A 16,719-nucleotide genomic window follows, 5' to 3' on the forward strand; every position below is an offset into this window, starting at 1 on the left:
CGCGATCGGTCGGCCGTCAGACGGTCGTCAGACGGCCATCACCGTCACCGACTTCGTGACGAGGTACGGTTCGAGCGCTTCCGGCCCGCCTTCCGAGCCGTAGCCCGAGTCCTTCACGCCGCCGAACGGCATTTCCGGCCACGGCGTCGCGGGCTGGTTGATCCACAGCATCCCGACTTCGAGGCGCTGCGTGAGCAGGTGCACGTTCGCGAACGAACGCGTGAACGCGTAGCCGGCGAGACCGAACGGCAGACGGTTCGCTTCCGCGATCGCGTCTTCGAGCTTGTCGAAACCGCGGATCGCCGCGACCGGGCCGAACGGCTCGTTGTTGAACACGTCCGCTTCGAGCGGCACGTCCGCGATCACGGTCGGCGCGAAGAAGTTGCCTTCCGAGCCGATCCGCTCGCCGCCGGTTTCGATGCGCGCGCCGACCTTGCGCGCGTTGTCGACGACGGATGCCATCGCGGTGAGCCGGCGCGGGTTCGCGAGCGCACCGAGCGTCGTGCCTTCCTCGAGGCCGTTGCCGACCTTCAGCCCTTCGGCATGCTTGACCAGCGCGCGCGTGAATTCGTCGCGGATGCTGTTGTGCACGAGAAAGCGCGTCGGCGAAATGCAGACCTGCCCCGCGTTGCGGAACTTCGCGCCGCCGGCGGCCTTCACCGCGAGCGCGACGTCGGCGTCCTCGGCGACGATCACCGGCGCATGACCGCCGAGCTCCATCGTCGCGCGCTTCATGTGCAGGCCGGCCATCGACGCGAGCTGCTTGCCGACCGGCGTCGAACCCGTGAACGTGACCTTGCGGATCACCGGGTGCGGGATCAGGTACGACGAGATTTCCGCCGGATCGCCGTACACGAGGCCGATCACGCCGGACGGCACGCCCGCGTCGACGAACGCGCGCAGCAGCGCGGCCGGCGACGCCGGGGTTTCTTCCGGCGCTTTCACGAGGAACGAGCAGCCGGTTGCCAGCGCGGCGCTCAGCTTGCGCACGACCTGGTTGACCGGGAAATTCCACGGCGTGAACGCGGCGACCGGGCCGACCGGCTCCTTCACGACGGTCTGCTGCGCGCCGAGGTTGCGCGGCGGTACGATCCGGCCGTACACGCGGCGGCCTTCGTCCGCGAACCATTCGATGATGTCCGCCGCCGACAGCACTTCAACGCGTGCTTCGGTGAGCGGCTTGCCCTGTTCCTGCGTCATCAGCTGCGCGATCGCGTCGGCACGTTCGCGCACCAGCGCGGCCGCCTTGCGCATCGTCGCCGCGCGCTCGTGCGCGGGCACCTTGCGCCACGCCTCGAAGCCGCGTTGCGCGGCGGCGAGCGCACGGTCGAGATCGGCGATGCCCGCGTGGGCCACCTTGCCGATCGGCTTGCCGGTCGCCGGGTTCACGACGTCGATCGTCTTGCCGCTCGCGGCGTCGACCCACTCGCCGTCGATCAGCAGTTGCGTATCCGTATAAGTCACGTTAGCCATCCAGACACCCCTACATTGCGTCGATAAACGCGCGCTGCCGCGAGCGGCCGCGCGCCGGTTGACAGAAAAAGCCAGGCCGCCGGGGCTGGCACGCACCCGGCGGCATCGACGGCAGGCACGCCGGCCCGCCATCGTTCCGCATGGAGTCGCGCTCAGCGCGCGGCCGCCGTCGCCTTGCGGAGTTTCGCGACGTCCGCCGCCTGCACGGCCGGCGCGCCGTTGTTCCAGCCGGCGCGCATGAAGGTCAGCACGTCGGCGATCTGCTGGTTGTTCAACTGGTTCGAGAACGCCGGCATCGGATAAGCGGACGGCACGCCATCGATCACGAGCGTCTCGCTGCCGTTCAGCGTCACGTTGATCAGCGACGCGGCATCGCCTTCGAGCACGTTCGGATTGCCGGCGAGCGGCGCGAGCAGCGGCGCGTAGCCGCGCCCGTCCGCGCCGTGGCAATGCAGGCAGTAAGCGTTATACACCTTCGCGCCCGGATCGGCTGCCGGCCGGCCCAGCGCGACCTGCGTCGCCTTCGGATCGTAGCGGTACGGCGGCGCCCCTGTGCCGCCTGCCGCCGGCAGCGATTTCAGGTAACGGGAGATTGCCGCCAGATCGTCGTCCGTGAGTGCCTGCGTGCTGTGGTTGATCACGCTCACCATCGAACCGAACGCGGTCGCATGGCGGTTCGCGCCGGTCTTCAGGAACTGCGCGACCTCGGCCTCGTTCCAGCGGCCGAGCCCCGTGTTGGGCTCGCCGGTCAGGTTCGATGCGAACCAGTTGTCGATCGGCGCACCCGACAGGAACGCCGCGCCGCCTTCGTCGAGCGCCTTCTCCTGGAAGCCGACGCCGCGCGGCGTGTGGCACGACCCGCAGTGCCCGAGCCCCTGCACGAGGTACGCGCCGCGGTTCCACATCGCGTCCTTGGCCGGCTTGTCGGCGTAAGGCGTCGTGTCGAGGAACACCATGTTCCACAACGCGAGCGGCCAGCGCATGTTGAGCGGCCACGGGATGTCGGACGGCCGGTTCGCCTGCTTCACCGATTCGACGCCGTGCATGAAGTACGCGTACAGCGCCTTGACGTCCTCGTCCTTCAGCTTCGCGTACGACGGATACGGCATCGCCGGATACAGGTTGTGGCCGTCCTTCGCGACGCCCTTGCGCAGCGCGCCGGCGAACTCGGCTTCCGTATAGCCGCCGATGCCCGTTTCCGGATCGGGCGTGATGTTGGTCGTGTAGATCGCGCCCATCGGCGTGACCATCTTCAGGCCGCCGGCGAACGGCGTGCCGCGCGGCGCGGTGTGGCACGCGACGCAGTCGCCCGCTTTCGCGAGGTATGCGCCGCGCGCGACGAGCGCGCTGTCGGCCGGCGCCGTCTGCGCGGCCTGCGCGGCCGGGCCGGCCAGCATCGCGGACAGCGCGAGCAGCGATGCACGGAACGTATTCAGGGTGAGGTTTCGCATGATCGTCGCCTCCCCTCAAGCCGTCTTCAGCTGGTCGCCGACCGGCAGCTTGCGCAGCCGCTTGCCGGTCGCCGCGAAGATCGCGTTCGACAATGCCGCGGCCGTCGCGGCCGTGCCCGGTTCGCCGATCCCGCCCGGCGCTTCGCCGCTTTTCACCAGATGCACCTCGATCGGCGGTGTCTCGTTGATCCGCAGCATCCGGTAATCGGTGAAATTGCTCTGCACGACACGGCCGTCCTCGATCGTGATCTCGCCGTACAGCGCGCCCGTGATCCCGAAAATGATGCCGCCCTGCACTTGTGCCTCGATCGTGTTGGGGTTGACGGACATGCCGCAATCGACCGCGCACACGACGCGCTTGACCTGCACCTCGCCGTTGTCCACCGCGACGTCGATGACGATCGAGAAGAAGCTGCCGAACGCGTGCATCACGGAGACGCCGCGCCCTTGCCCCGTCGGCAGCGACGGGCCCCAGCCGGCCGCCTTCGTCGCGACGTCGAGCACGTTGAGCGCGCGCGGCGTCTTGCCGAGCAGTGCGCGGCGGTATTGCACGGGGTCGGTCTTGGTCTGCGCGGCCAGTTCGTCGATGAAGCTCTCGACGACGAACGTGCTGCGCGTCGGCCCGACGCCGCGCCAGAACGCGGTCGGTACGTGGCGCGGCTCCTGCCGCACGTAGTCGATCAGCTGGTTCGGCAGGTCGTACGGCAGGTCGGTGGCCACCTCGACCGCGTCGGGATCGACGCCGTGCTGGAACGCGGGCGGCGCGAAGCGCGCGAGGATCGACGAGCCGACGATCCGGTGCTGCCACGCGATCGGCTTGCCGTTCGCGTCGAGGCCCGCCGAGATCCGGTCGTAGTAGTACGGGCGGTACATGTCGTGCTGGATGTCTTCCTCGCGCGTCCAGATCACCTTCACCGGCGCGTTGACCTGCTTCGCGATCTTGACCGCCTGGCCGATCATGTCCGTCTCGAGGCGCCGGCCGAAGCCGCCGCCGAGCAGGTGGTTGTGCACGACGATCTTCTCCGGCGGAAAGCTCGTGAGCTGCTGCACGGTGTCGACCGCCCGCGTCGGCACCTGGGTGCCGACCCAGATCTCGCAGCCGTCGGCGCGCACGTGCACCGTGCAGTTCACGGGCTCCATCGTCGCGTGCGCGAGGAGCGGCTGCTCGTACACGGCGTCGACGCGCGTCTTCGCATCCGCGAAACCCTTGCCGACGTCGCCGTCCTTGCGGGCGACGGCACCCTTGCCGTTCGCCGCGGCCTGCGCGAGATCGGCGACGATGTCCTTCGTCGATACCTTCGCGCCGGCGCCTTCGTTCCACTTCACGACCAGCGCCGATGCGCCGCGCTTCGCGGCCCAGGTATGATCGCCGACGACCGCGACCGCGTTGTCCGCGCGCACGACCTGGCGCACGCCCGGAATCTTCTTCGCGGCCGTATCGTCGATGCTCGCGACCGTGCCGCCGAACACCGGGCTGTTCACGATCACCGCGTACAGCATGCCGGGCAGCCGCACGTCGAGCCCGAACTGCGCGGTGCCGTCGACCTTCTCCGGCGAATCGAGCCGCTTCGCGGGCGTGCCGATCAGCTTGAAATCCGCCGGCTTCTTCAGCGCGACGTCCTTCGGCACCGGCAGCTTCGCGGCGGCGTCGGCGAGCTGGCCGTACGACGTGCGCCGGCCGCTCGGCGGATGCTGCACTTCGCCGTTCACCGCACGGCAGGATGCCGGATCGACGTTCCATTGCTTCGCGGCGGCCGCGACCAGCAGCGTGCGCGCGGTCGCGCCCGCGCGGCGCAGCGGCTCCCATGCGTAGCGTATCGACGTCGAGCCGCCGGTGAGCTGGCCGCCGAGCAGCGGATCGAGAAAGAGCTTCTCGTTCGGCGGCGCATGGTCGAGCGTCACGCTCGACAGCGGCACTTCGAGTTCCTCGGCGATCAGCATCGGAAGCGCCGTGTAGACGCCCTGCCCCATCTCGACTTTCGGCATCACCAGCGTGACCTTGCCGGCGCGGTCGATCTGCACGAATGCGTTCGGTGCGAACACGCCTGCGCGCGCGGTTTCATCGCCGTCGCCACCGATCACCGAACGGCGTGCATCGTCGCCTGCCGCCGGCAGGCTGAAGCCGAGCAGCAGGCCACCGCCCGCCGCCGCGCCCAGCGACATGCCGAGCTTGAGGAACGAACGGCGCGATACGCCCGCGCCGGCGGCTTGTCCAGCGACCTTGCCTGCTTCGATCAGTCCTCGAGACATGTCACGCCTCCTTCGCGGCTTGCTTCACGGCCGCGCGAATCCGGTTGTACGTGCCGCAGCGGCAGATGTTGCCTGCCATCGCCGCGTCGATGTCGGCGTCGCTCGGGTTCGGGTTCGATGCGATCAGCGCGGTGGCGGCCATCACCTGCCCCGACTGGCAATAACCGCACTGGACGACGTCGAGCTCGCGCCACGCCTGCTGGACCTTGTGGCCGGCCGGCGTCGCGCCGACGGCTTCGATCGTCGTGATCTTGCGGCCCGCGACGGCCGCGACCGGCAGCACGCACGAGCGCGCGGCGACGCCGTCGAGATGCACGGTGCACGCGCCGCATTGCGCGATCCCGCAGCCGAATTTCGTGCCGGTGAGGCCGACGACGTCGCGCAGCACCCAGAGCAAGGGCATGTCGTCGGGGGCGTCGACCGTGCGGGTTTCGCCGTTGATGTTGAGGGTGACCATTCAGCCTCCGGGCCGGTGTATTGGGGAAACGACGCGCATCGCGCGCCGCGCGGGGTTTTCGATTTCGTCGCTGTCTTCGCCGTTGCCGGGCGAGACGGCTGCCGCGCGGCCCGGGTCGGGGCGGGCCGCGGCGTGGGTGCTGCGTTGTTACTCGGCCACGTCGATGCCCGACAGCACCTTGATGACCGGCGGCGCCGCGAACCAGTCGGCCGATTTCACGCGGAATTCGCCGAAATACGGGCTCGCGAGGTGTGCATCGAACGCAGCCTGGTCGTCGTAGATCTCGTACAGGTGCAGGTTGGGCGAACCGTCCTGTTCGCGGAACAGGTCGTAGCGCCGGTTGCCGGGCTCGGTGCGCGTCTTCGCGACCATGCTGCGCAGTTCGGCTTCGGCGGCCTCCGCGTGTTCGGGTTTCAGGTACAGGGAAGCAATCACGTGAAGCGCCATCTTGTCACTCCTTTTGAATCGAAATCGAGCATGCCACAAGCCGGCGTCGCGCGACGCCAGCGTGCAACCGTCATGGTTTGCCGTGCCGCGATATCAGGCCAGTTCGTCCGGGCCCACGCGCACGACGACCTTGCCGAAGTTCTTGCCGGCCAGCAAGCCGATCAGCGCTTCCGGCGCGTCGGCCAGGTCGGGGACGACGTCCTCGAGCGTCTTCACCTTGCCCTGCGCGACCCATTCGCTCATCTCCTTCAGGAACGGTGCATAACCAGTCGCATAGTGGTCGAGGATGATGAAACCCTGCATCCTGATGCGCTTGCGCAGGATCGTGCCCATCAGTGCCGGCACGCGATCACGGCCGGTCGACACCGCGGTGTCGTCGTATGCCGCGTCGTTGTAGTGCGCGATGATCCCGCACACCGGCACGCGCGCGTGATCGTTGAGCAGCGGCCACACCGCGTCGAACACGGCCCCGCCGACGTTCTCGAAATAGACGTCGATGCCGTTCGGGCATGCGTCCTTCAGCTTCGCGGCGAATGCCGGGTCGCGGTGATCGACGCACGCGTCGAAACCGAGCGTATCGGTCACGTATGCGCACTTGTCGGCGCCGCCCGCGACACCGATCACGCGGCAGCCCTTCAGCTTGGCGATCTGGCCGACCACCGCGCCGACCGCGCCGCTCGCCGCCGCGACGACCACGGTTTCGCCGGCCTTCGGCTCGCCGATTTTCAGCAGCCCCGTATAGGCGGTGAAGCCCGGCATGCCGAGCACGCCGAGTGCATACGACGGATGCGCGACGTCGCGGCCGAGCGGAATCAGGTCGCGGCCGTCGGACAGCGCATAGTCCTGCCACCCGGCGCCCGCGACCACGAGGTCGCCTTCGCGGAACGCGGGCAGGTTCGACGAGACGACCTGGCTGACGGTGCCGCCGACCATCGGCTGGCCGAGTTGGGCCGGCGGCGCATAGGACGGTGCATCGCTCATCCGGCCGCGCATGTACGGGTCGAGCGACAACCAGACCGTGCGCAGCAGCACCTGGCCGGCACCGGGCGTCGGCACGGCACCGGATTCGGCGCGGAAGTTGCCCGGTGTCGGCGCGCCGACCGGGCGCGAATTCAGGACAATCTGGCGGTTTGCGGTCTTGCTTTGTGGCATGTAAGTCTCCGTCAATAGAAATGGACGTGCTTCGTGGGCACGATCGGATCAGGGGCGGACCAGCGGAGACGCCCGCATGCTGCAACGTCGGCGATCGGGCCGTCGCGGCTGCGTGCGGGCGCTTGAAACAATCGGGAACAGCGTAACGCGGCGTGGCACGTTCGTCATACTTGTTTGAGTAGACCAGTCGTCTAGATTCAGGGCAAAAACAAGGCGCGCCGATGCGCGCCCGGGTTACGACTGTGCTCCGCCATGCTCGGCCGGCGGCAGGTTCAGCATGCGCCGTGTTTCGACCATCGCCCTTTCGAGCGGCTTGCGGTCGCGGTGAATCTTTTCCAGCAGCGTCGCGCCCAGCCACATCTCGTAGAGGATCGCGGCCGTGTGCGACGGATCGGCGATCCCGCTCAGCGAGCCGTCGGCCAGCCCGGCCTCGATGCCGCCCGCGAGCCGCTCGATGATCTGGCTCGTGCCCTGCCGCAGCACCGCGCGCATCGCTTCCGAGAGATCCGACACTTCCGCGCCGAGCTTCACCGCGAGGCACTTGCCTTGCGGATCGTCCGCGCATTGAGTGTGCAGCCAGTTGCGCCAGTACGTCATCAGGCGCTCGGCGCCGGTGCCGGCCTGATGCTTGAGCAGGTTGTCGAGATGCGCGTGATAGCTGTCGAAATACGCTTCGAGCAGCGCTTCGCCGAATGCCTCTTTCGAGCCGAAGTAATGGTAGAACGAGCCCTTCGGGATGCCCGCCGCAGCGAGAATCTCGTTCAGGCCAACCGCCGAAAACCCCTTGTGGAGCATGATCGGCTTGGCGATATTCAGGATGTGCTGGCGGACTTCGGCGCCCGAAGATGCATTCATGGTGGCGTATGTTAGCAACGATTAGACCGGTCGTCTAGCGGCATCGGCCCGGCATGTTGAGCGGCACTTTACCCGATCCCCGGCGGGCACCCAAACGCTGCGCAGGCTTTCCTCGTTCCCGCCCGCGTTGCCGCGCGTGCGGCGTCACACGCACGACTCGGTTTCGTCGCAGGCGTTTCATCGATCTCCCTCATAAATACGCGCGGCGCATGCGCCGGCGGGCTGCGCACTTTCCACCGGCATTGCACACGTGTGCAATGCGCCGGATCGTCGATGCAGCCTCCCCAAACCAGTGACCAGGAACGCCCATGACCGCTTCGAAACCCGAACGCCCGTCCGCGCCGAACCGCCGGCGCTTCATCCAGCGCGGCGCCGCGCTGACCCTGTCGCCGCTCGTCGGCACCCTGGCTGGCTGCGGCGGTGACGGCAGCCCGACTGCCGCGTCGTCGTTCGCCGCCGGCGCCGCGAATACCTCCACGCGCAGCTACGGCATCGCCGACCGCTCGATTACGATCAACGTGGTCAATGCGATTCCGTCGACGACGCTCGCATACGGCAATGCGGCGAGCCAGAGCGGCTCGCTGCCGCGGGCGTCGCAATCGACGATTGCGACCGGGCAATCGACGGCTGTCGGCGCGTCGAACAGCTGGGGCGATTGCACGGGATCGTTCGGCCTTGCCGGCGGCGACGCGTCGTTTGCGATCTCGTACACGCATCCGTTCGGGTCGCAGCCGACCACCGTCAGCGTCACGCCGTCGGCAGGTTACGTGTCGGGCGCCGACGCCGCGACGTTTCCCGGTCACGACTCGGTCGCAAATCTCACGCTGTATCGCGGCGTCGCCACCGCGAACGGTGCGTGGATCGTCCCGCTCGCGCAACTGGCTACGCCGCCGGGCAACAACTGCCAGGATTTCGCGAACAGCATGTTCGGCAGCAACGTGCGCACCGCCGCGGCGATCCAGTCTGCGTACCAAAGCACGGGCTCGCTCGGCTACGTGCCGCCCGCCGACTTTACCGGCGGCCAGCTCGCGGGCTTCGTCGCGCAATGGGTGCAGCGCTGGCAGAACGGCTCGGCGTATGGCGTGCTGCCCGCTGCCGATGCGCAGCTGATCGATGCGTTGAAGCAGTATGTATCCGGCGCATCGAATGCCGGCCCGCTGACGATGTGGGTGCCGCAGATCGCGTGGCGGGCCGGAACCGATCCGGCAGTGTTCGCGCTGACGGGCTATCGCGCGTTTCCGTTCGTCGATGCGCAGGGCAACTGGATCGCCGGTACGCTCTCTGCGTTCCTGACGCTGCTCGCGGCCGGTTCGCACATCGTCGCGATCAGCGCGACGAGCGACCTGCCGGCAGGCGTCACGATGCAGGCGTTCGACAGCTTCATGGGTGCGAGCGGGCTGACGACGTCGACGGATGTCGGCAACTCGCACTACGCGTCGGTCCTGAACACGACGGGTCGTTATTACCTGAGCGTCGGCAGCGATTTCGCGCCGGCGAACTGCGGGCTGATCCTGTCGTTCCTTTATGGGCGCACGGTGAACAACCTGCTCGCGGGCGCCGGCACGTACAACACGTTCATCCAGCTGGAAGGCTGGCAGGCCGGCGGTTCGCGGCACAACGCCGACTATGCGACGTATCAGCAGACGCTGTGGAACATCTCGACGTACGGCGCGTCCGCGTATAGCGAAAAGCGCGCGACGTCGATCTTCCTCGCGCCCGCCGGGTGGACGCCGCAGGTCTATCAGACGACGCGGATGATGCCGTACGTCGGCGCCTATGCGCAGTCGAACGGTACGCCGCAGGGCTGGTTGAACACGTCGCTCGTCACGATTCCGGCAGATGCGCCGGCGCTGCCGTCGCGGTATGTGTCGAGTTGAGCTGTTGCGGTGGGCGGGCGAGCGATCGCGCTGGTGGGATTCGGCTCTTGCCTGCTTGTTGAGGGATTAGGGCGTGCGCCGCCATCGGCTGATGCACGCTCGCGGCCGCGCCGTCAGCGCGGCACTTCGTCAGCACGCTTCCTCGTGCGCGCCCGTCGGTCATCCCGTTGCGCAGCCGGTGCCGCCTTGGCACCGCGCAGCGGCGCGCGGCGCACGAGCACCGTCATCTCGCGCCGCAGTGCATCGAGTTCCTTGGCGCGCGCCGCATCGGTCGCCTGCGCAGCGTCGAGCTGCCCCTGAAGTACGCCGCATCGATGCAGCGCGTCGCCCAGTTGTGCCTGCAGCGCGGCAACATCTTTCCGCTGCTGCGCATCGCGCTGCTCCGCGCGCGATGTCGCGGCATCGAGCTCCTTTTGCAGTCGTGCGGCGGCGAGCCGCTCTCGATCGATCTCCTGGAGCGCCCGCTTCTCCGACGCACGCAAGCGTTCCTCGGCCCGGCCGGCGTCGTCGCGTAACCGGTCGAGCTGGGTGGTGAAATCCGCGCGGGCCTGCGCGAGTGCACGGTCGCCTTCCGCGTTGTCGGCTGTCAGGCGCTCGATGTCCGCTTGCAGCGCTTGCCGCGATGCTTCGTCGGCCGCCCTCGCCTGCTCCAGTTCCTGAATGCGCACCTGCGCGGCCAGCAGCGCGGCCGTGCGTTGCTCCAGCGCGGTTTCGGTACGGGCCAGCTCAGCCTGCAGCGCCGCGACTTCCGCCTTCGCCGCCGTCCGCTCGGCTTCGACTTCCGCGCGCAATGCGTCGAGCGCGGTGGCCGCGTCGGCGCTCGACCGATTCCAGAGCGCCGCGACCAGTTCGCCGGCGGCGGCCTGCAGATCGGCCGGCAGGTCGGGATGCTCGATGCGGACGCGGCTCTTTTCCCGCAACTCGGCCCAGAACTCGCCGAGGACGGCTGTCGGTGTGCTCATGCTCCCCTTGCGGACGAGCTGGTACAGCCGGTTCGCGGTGGGCGTGATGCCGAAGCGGAAGAACAGCAGCGCGCAGGCTTCGCGATACAGCTCGCGGGTTTTCGGAAAGTCGGCCTTGAGGCGCTCGATTTCGGCGGTCAGGCGGGATTCGTCGGCGGCGAGATCGGACATGGCGGGGTTCGGTGGAAATTTCGTGAATAATATAACGTAAACCGTCAAAAACCCAATTCATCACATTCTATAATTTGACATTATTTCTATAATGTCGAGTTCGATGCGTATCGACGCGGCGTGTGAAACGGCAGATGTCTGGTTGCCTCTCCTTCCGCATCCGCGCATGCCGGCTGAGCCGATGCAATCGCCTGTCGAGAAAGTTGTCGTCGCGCCCGATTCTTCATACGCTTAGGGATCACTCCTGCCGGGAGATCCGAAATGGTGGACGTCAGATTGAACGTGCCGTTGGTCGATCAGAGCGGCGTAAAGAAGACCAAATCAGGATCCAGGGCACTGAAGAACGCGTGCTGGTATGCGGCGGCATGCATGGTTTCGTACTTCCACCGCCCCGGGCCGCGGCTGGGCATGCCGGAGTTATGGCGGGCGGATCAGGGGCTTCCCCCGTCGCGGATCCCCGACTTGTGCGCGGCCGAAGGGCTCGTGCCGCTCAATCAGCCGACGGTCATTACACCCGAGTGGCTTGCGTCGGTACTGACGGACTACGGCCCGATCTGGGCTGCGGGGCACTTCCTGGATCGGCCGGACCAGCCTGAAATCGGTCACGTGATCGTCATCACGGGCATCCAGCAGCGCATCGTTCATTACAACGACCCGGAGGGACCACCCGCGCGCACGATGCTGCTGGGCACGCTCGACGCCGGACGGTGGAGACCCGACGGACTGCTGGTGAAGGGGCAACACCGTTATTGATGGCCTTGCGGGCGTCCATTCCCCGCCCGGCGGAAACGCCCCAGCAACCGCCTCGGAAAACCGTCGACATTGCGGGATTGAGCGCCGGTGCCCTGCCTTGCCGCGTCGTCGGCATCCACCCGGCACAGCCGTGACGAAACGTGAACCGCACGCTGACCGTGATCTCGTGCGTCGCCGCCGGGTGCGGCGTGTCGCTGCTGCCGCGTTCGATTCATACGTTCGCGTTCGAAGGCGTCGCCTACAGCACCATCCGCGATGGCGGCGCGCTGCCGCTGTTCGAACTCAGCGCGATCTGGCCCGCGCGGTCGCGCCCGACGCTCGCGGATCGCTTCGCCGCGCTGCTGCCGTCGGCGGACGTGCAGCGCTAACCGGCCGCGCCGCATCCGGCGTTGTCACCGATCTGCCACCGTCGCCCGGTAGCGTTCGGGTCTGACCCACGCTATCGACAGACGAATCCGCCATGCAGCGCACGTCGCGCGCCACGCCCCACGTTTATGCGGCCACGTCCCGTGCCCTCGCCGCCAGCCTTGCGATCAACCTGCTGCTGCTCGTCGTCGAGACGGTCGCGGCATGGTCCGCGCATTCGTCGGGGTTGCTCGCGGACGTCGCGCATGCGGCGATCGATCTCGCAGCCGATGCGCTGATCCTCGTTGCATGCCGGCTCGACGCGCGCCTGCCGCCGGAACGGCGCCCGACCTGCGAGCCGCTTGCGCTCGCGGGCCTCGGCGCATTGCTCGTGGCGACCGGCGCGCAGATGATCTGGCACGCGACGAACCGGTTCGCTGCGCCGCCCGTCGTACAGCCAGGCATGACGACGCTCGCGCTCGTTGCCGTCACGCTCGCCGGCAAGGCCGCGCTGTCGCACTGGATGCTGCGCAAGGCACGCGAGACGGGCTCCGCACTGCTCGAGGCGAGCGGCTGGCATGTCCGGACCGATGCGCTGGCGTCGCTGCTGGCGGCGCTCGCGATGGGCGCGGCACGGGTCGGATTCGGTCGTCTCGACGATCTGGCCGCGCTCGCGATCGGCGCGCTCGTGATCCGCACGGGCGCCGGTTTCATCCGGCGCGGTTGCGCACAGTGGCCGGCGCTGGCGTCGTGGGCGGGTCGTTCCACGCGCGGGTCGTAAACGTGCCCGGCAGCGCCGGCGTCGGGCATCCGGTCTCCGCGAGCGGCTGCGCTGGATGAAGGAGCGGCTCGCGCGGGTGCGAGCCGCTTTCGCGTGATGTCGTCGCCACGGCGTGGCACGTGACGCGTCGATCGTTGCCGATGTATCGCCGGACGAATGCGGCCGGTTCCGATGAATCGGCGTCGGCTGTCGCTTACCCGAGCGGCACGACGCTCCCGAGCAGAATCCGCACGAGCGTCGCCTGGCGCGTGACGCCCGTCTTCGAGAAGATCGCGCGCAGGTGCGTGCGGGCGGTGTTCTTGCTGATCCCCGATTCCTCCGCGGCCTCCTCGAGCGTCAGCCCGTTCGTCAGCAGCAGCGCGAGCGACGTCTCGGCCGGCGTCAGGTCGAACAGCTTGCGGATGATTTCCTGCGCACCCTGCGGCTTGCGGTCGGGGTCGCGCAGGAACAGCGTGACGGCCGGCCGCCGCTTGTTGTCCTCCGACCAGTCGGACAGCAGCACCGTGCGCACCAGCAGCCCGAGGCGCGGCTTGTCGAAGCTGCGCGTGATCGGCATCGCCTCGACGGTCGCCGCGGCCGTGCCGTGGTGCCCCATCACCGCGTGGCGGATCAGCCGCTTGAGCGTGCGGTTCTCCTGCGCGTCGGTCGCCTCGATCGTGCCGCGCGCAATCGTCAGACCGTTGTTCTGCTTCAGGATCTCGTCGGCGACGCTGTTCATGTCGATGATCGTGCCGTTCTCGTCGAGCGTGATCGTGCCGATCTGCATCCGGTTGATCGCGTTCGCGTAGATCGAGCGCTCGACCTCGGCCGTGTCGAGCCGCGAATGCAGCTCGACCGCACGCTTCAGGTGCGGCAGCAGCAACGCGCAGATCGCCTTGTCGCGCGCGGAGAACTGCTTCGAAGCATGGTTGCGGCATACGCGGAACCGGCACTCGACGCCCGACGGCGTGCGCAGGTCCGCGCCGAGGATGTAGCGCACGTCCTGCGGCTTCAGGAACTGCTTGTACAGTTCGCTCGACAGCCAGCCCGTGTCGCCGAACACGTCGTCGACCGTGACCACACGATCGGCCGGCAGGCCGACGAACGGATCGAGCGAATAGTAGTAGTTGTTGTACGACGCTTCGCCGTCACCCGGCACGACCGGGCCGTATTCCGATGCGTGCACGGACAGCGGCGCGCGGCGGTCGCTCGCGGCCGCACGCAGGATCAGCGTCACGTAGTTGGCCTGCAGCAACCGGCGAACCAGCTCGAGCGCGCCCGCCCACGGCGGCGTTTCCAGCGGGCCCTGGTAGATGCGCGCCATCAGCTCGCTGAAATCCGCGACGCCGATGTCGGCTTCGTCACTGGTTGCCTGGCTCTCTTGCGGAGCCCATCTCGTCTCCATCAGCACGCTCCATCCTCCATACGACATGTTTCCGACGCGACCCAACCGCGCCGCCATGATTAAGACGCGTCTAAATTCCGGCGTCATCGGGAGATTCACTGAATGGTGAGAATTGGCCATCCGGACGAACCAACCATCGTCCGATCGGATGATGTGGCGCCCTGCCCGCTACGCTGGAATGCCCGTCAGGCCGTGCCGGCAAGCGTCCGGCCCGGACTCAGGGAAAACCGCGACACGGGTTTACCTGATTCAAACCGCATCCGATTCAGACAGGAGTCCCCATGCCGCTCGACCCACAGGCGCAGGCGCTGCTCGCCGCGTTCGCCCAGGCACCCGCGATCGATTTCGCGCAGCTGACCGTTCCCGCGTATCGCGCGAGTCTCGCCGCCGGCGGCGCGTTCGCCCCGGGCGATGCCGTCGCCGCCGAAGAGGACTGGCAGATTCCCGCATCGGGCCGTCAGTTGTCCGCACGGCTGTATCGGCCCGCTGCCGACGGGCCCTTGCCGCTGACGGTGTTCTTCCACGGCGGCGGCTTCGTGGCGTGCGGCATCGATTCGCACGCGAACCTGTGCCGCAGCCTCGCGGCCCGTGCGCGCACGCTCGTGCTGTCGGTCGACTACCGGCTCGCGCCCGAGGCGCGTTTCCCGGCCGCCGCGCACGACGCATGCGACGCCGTGCGGTGGGCCGCCGCCAGCGCGCGCGATCTCGGCGCACGCGCCGGCGCGCTGGCGGTCGCTGGCGACAGCGCCGGCGGCAATCTTGCGGCGGTCGCCGCGCTGCAGTTGCGCGACTCGGGCATCGCGATCGCGCACCAGTTGCTGCTGTATCCGGTCGTCGATTGCGCGACCGAGCATCCGTCGTACGAAACGCTCGGCAACGGCTATTTCCTGACAGCGGACATGATGCGCTGGTTCAAGCACCACTATTTCGATGACGGCGCCGATCGCGCGTCGCCGCTTGCAAGCCCGCTCGCCGCGCCGGACGTCGCGGGCGCGGCGCCGGCGACGATCGTCAGCGCCGAATTCGATCCGCTGCGCGACGAGGCCGAAGCGTATGCGCTGCGTCTCGCACAGGCCGGCACGCCGGTGACCGTCGTGCGCTGGCCGGGCCAGCTTCACGGTTTCGCCAGCATGCTCGGCGCGATCGATGCGGCCGACCGCGTGCTGACCTTCGGCGCCGACGCGCTGCGCCGCGCGTTCGACGCGACGGAGGCGCCATGAGCGTCGCCGGCACGCTGGAGATCGTCGACGAGCTGCGTGCGGGGCGGATGGTCCTGCTCGTCGACGAAGAGGATCGCGAGAACGAAGGCGATCTCGTGATCGCGGCCGATCACGTGACGCCGGAAGCGATCAATTTCATGGCGCGCTTCGGGCGCGGGCTGATCTGCCTGACGCTGACCGCCGAGCGCTGCGAGCAGTTGCGCCTGGCGCCGATGGCCGATCACAACGGTACGCCGTTCGGCACCGCGTTCACCGTCAGCATCGAGGCGGCCGAAGGCGTGACGACCGGCATATCGGCCGCCGATCGCGCGCATACGATTCGCGCGGCGGTGCGGGCGGGCGCCCGCCCCGACGATCTCGTCCAGCCGGGCCACGTGTTCCCGATCGCCGCGCGCCCGGGCGGCGTGCTCGTGCGCGCGGGGCACACCGAGGCCGGCTGCGATCTCGCGGCGCTCGCGGGGCTCACGCCCGCGTCGGTGATCTGCGAGGTGATGAACGACGACGGCACGATGGCGCGGCTGCCCGAGCTGAAGGCGTTCGCCGCGCATCACGGGCTAAAGATCGGCACGATTGCCGACCTGATCCATTACCGGCGCGAACACGAATCGCTCGTCGAACGCATCGGCGAGCGGCCGCTGCATACGCCGTGGGGGCGATTCCGTGCGATCGAGTATCGCGACACCGTGCACGGCGCGCCGCATCTCGCGCTCGTGCGCGGCGATCCCGATCCGTCGACGCCGGTGCTGACGCGCGTGCACGAATGCCATTCGCTGCTCGACCTGCTCGATGCGGAGCCGTCCGCGCATTCGTGGCCGCTGCATGCCGCGCTGCAACGGATCGACGCGGCCGGCTGCGGGGTCGCGGTGCTGCTCGACTGCGACATGCGCGGCGACGCGATGCGGATGCCGGCGGGCCATGCGCGGCGCGACGGACGCGTGACGGGAATCGGCTCGCAGATCCTGCGCGAGCTCGGCGTGCGGCGGCTGAACGTGCTGTCGAGCCCGTTCCGGTTGCCCGCGCTGTCGGGACACGACCTGGAGATCATGGCGTTCATTCCGCTCGGCGACGACGATCCGGAAAGCGTGCGAAGCGCGCATGCGAATCCGCTGCGGGCGGCGTGACGCGTTGCCGCGGGATGGTC

The 16,719-nt window shown here is 68.3% G+C and carries 14 protein-coding genes and 1 pseudogene; 6 read left to right on the forward strand and 9 right to left on the reverse strand.

Going from position 1 to position 16,719, the window contains the following annotated elements; genetic code table 11:
- Positions 1 to 27: 27 nt before the first annotated feature.
- The 7 genes from DPV79_RS29500 to DPV79_RS29530 all read right to left on the reverse strand — a co-directional run bounded on the left by DPV79_RS29500 (position 28) and on the right by DPV79_RS29530 (position 8,085).
- Positions 28 to 1,473: an NAD-dependent succinate-semialdehyde dehydrogenase gene (locus DPV79_RS29500; protein ID WP_059552233.1), complete on the reverse strand. Its 1,446-nt coding sequence runs from the start codon at positions 1,471 to 1,473 to the stop codon at positions 28 to 30.
- A 152-nt stretch (positions 1,474 to 1,625) separates the two neighbouring features.
- A complete protein-coding gene (locus tag DPV79_RS29505; protein ID WP_113047134.1) occupies positions 1,626 to 2,924 on the reverse strand; it encodes a c-type cytochrome in 1,299 nt (432 codons plus the stop codon).
- Positions 2,925 to 2,939: 15 nt separating this feature from the next.
- Positions 2,940 to 5,174, reverse strand: coding sequence for a xanthine dehydrogenase family protein molybdopterin-binding subunit (locus DPV79_RS29510; RefSeq protein ID WP_021162721.1), 2,235 nt, complete (start codon positions 5,172 to 5,174; stop codon positions 2,940 to 2,942).
- Position 5,175: 1 nt separating this feature from the next.
- Positions 5,176 to 5,631 (reverse strand): (2Fe-2S)-binding protein, encoded by a 456-nt coding sequence (locus DPV79_RS29515; RefSeq protein ID WP_021162722.1) that lies wholly within the window; start codon positions 5,629 to 5,631, stop codon positions 5,176 to 5,178.
- Positions 5,632 to 5,778: 147 nt separating this feature from the next.
- Positions 5,779 to 6,078 (reverse strand): putative quinol monooxygenase, encoded by a 300-nt coding sequence (locus tag DPV79_RS29520; protein WP_021162723.1) that lies wholly within the window; start codon positions 6,076 to 6,078, stop codon positions 5,779 to 5,781.
- Between the two features lie 93 nt (positions 6,079 to 6,171).
- Positions 6,172 to 7,230 (reverse strand): NADP-dependent oxidoreductase, encoded by a 1,059-nt coding sequence (locus DPV79_RS29525; protein WP_021162724.1) that lies wholly within the window; start codon positions 7,228 to 7,230, stop codon positions 6,172 to 6,174.
- A gap of 234 nt (positions 7,231 to 7,464) precedes the next feature.
- Positions 7,465 to 8,085, reverse strand: coding sequence for a TetR/AcrR family transcriptional regulator (locus DPV79_RS29530; protein ID WP_021162725.1), 621 nt, complete (start codon positions 8,083 to 8,085; stop codon positions 7,465 to 7,467).
- Between the two features lie 308 nt (positions 8,086 to 8,393).
- Between DPV79_RS29530 and DPV79_RS29535 the strand changes: the two genes are divergently transcribed.
- Positions 8,394 to 9,962: a hypothetical protein gene (locus DPV79_RS29535; protein ID WP_113047135.1), complete on the forward strand. Its 1,569-nt coding sequence runs from the start codon at positions 8,394 to 8,396 to the stop codon at positions 9,960 to 9,962.
- Between the two features lie 113 nt (positions 9,963 to 10,075).
- Here the strand turns inward: DPV79_RS29535 and DPV79_RS29540 are convergent, their stop codons facing one another.
- Positions 10,076 to 11,095, reverse strand: coding sequence for a DNA-binding protein (locus tag DPV79_RS29540; RefSeq protein ID WP_113047136.1), 1,020 nt, complete (start codon positions 11,093 to 11,095; stop codon positions 10,076 to 10,078).
- A 261-nt stretch (positions 11,096 to 11,356) separates the two neighbouring features.
- Between DPV79_RS29540 and DPV79_RS29545 the strand changes: the two genes are divergently transcribed.
- The 3 genes and pseudogenes from DPV79_RS29545 (at position 11,357) to DPV79_RS29555 (ending at position 12,974) form a co-directional block, all read left to right on the forward strand.
- On the forward strand, positions 11,357 to 11,848 hold the full coding sequence (locus DPV79_RS29545) for a papain-like cysteine protease family protein (protein ID WP_059814131.1): 492 nt from the start codon (positions 11,357 to 11,359) through the stop codon (positions 11,846 to 11,848).
- A gap of 134 nt (positions 11,849 to 11,982) precedes the next feature.
- Positions 11,983 to 12,216 (forward strand): annotated as a pseudogene (locus DPV79_RS29550) (LysR substrate-binding domain-containing protein); the annotation flags it as partial.
- Positions 12,217 to 12,308: 92 nt separating this feature from the next.
- Positions 12,309 to 12,974, forward strand: coding sequence for a cation diffusion facilitator family transporter (locus tag DPV79_RS29555; RefSeq protein ID WP_059650693.1), 666 nt, complete (start codon positions 12,309 to 12,311; stop codon positions 12,972 to 12,974).
- 193 nt (positions 12,975 to 13,167) lie between these two features.
- On the opposite strand, the gene DPV79_RS29560 is transcribed toward DPV79_RS29555, so the two are convergent.
- Positions 13,168 to 14,358 carry a helix-turn-helix transcriptional regulator gene (locus DPV79_RS29560; RefSeq protein WP_021162732.1) on the reverse strand — a complete coding sequence of 397 codons (1,191 nt, stop codon included), beginning with the start codon at positions 14,356 to 14,358 and terminating at the stop codon, positions 13,168 to 13,170.
- Between the two features lie 281 nt (positions 14,359 to 14,639).
- Here DPV79_RS29560 and DPV79_RS29565 point away from each other — a divergent pair, with 281 nt between their 5' ends.
- On the forward strand, positions 14,640 to 15,578 hold the full coding sequence (locus DPV79_RS29565; protein WP_113047137.1) for an alpha/beta hydrolase: 939 nt from the start codon (positions 14,640 to 14,642) through the stop codon (positions 15,576 to 15,578).
- Complete coding sequence (ribBA, locus tag DPV79_RS29570; RefSeq protein WP_113047138.1) at positions 15,575 to 16,699, forward strand: bifunctional 3,4-dihydroxy-2-butanone-4-phosphate synthase/GTP cyclohydrolase II; 1,125 nt, start codon at positions 15,575 to 15,577, stop codon at positions 16,697 to 16,699. Before DPV79_RS29565 ends, ribBA begins: the two co-directional genes overlap by 4 nt.
- The last annotated feature ends 20 nt before the right edge of the window (positions 16,700 to 16,719 follow it).

Source organism: Burkholderia reimsis (assembly GCF_003294055.1).
GTDB classification, from domain to species: Bacteria; Pseudomonadota; Gammaproteobacteria; order Burkholderiales; family Burkholderiaceae; genus Burkholderia; species Burkholderia cepacia.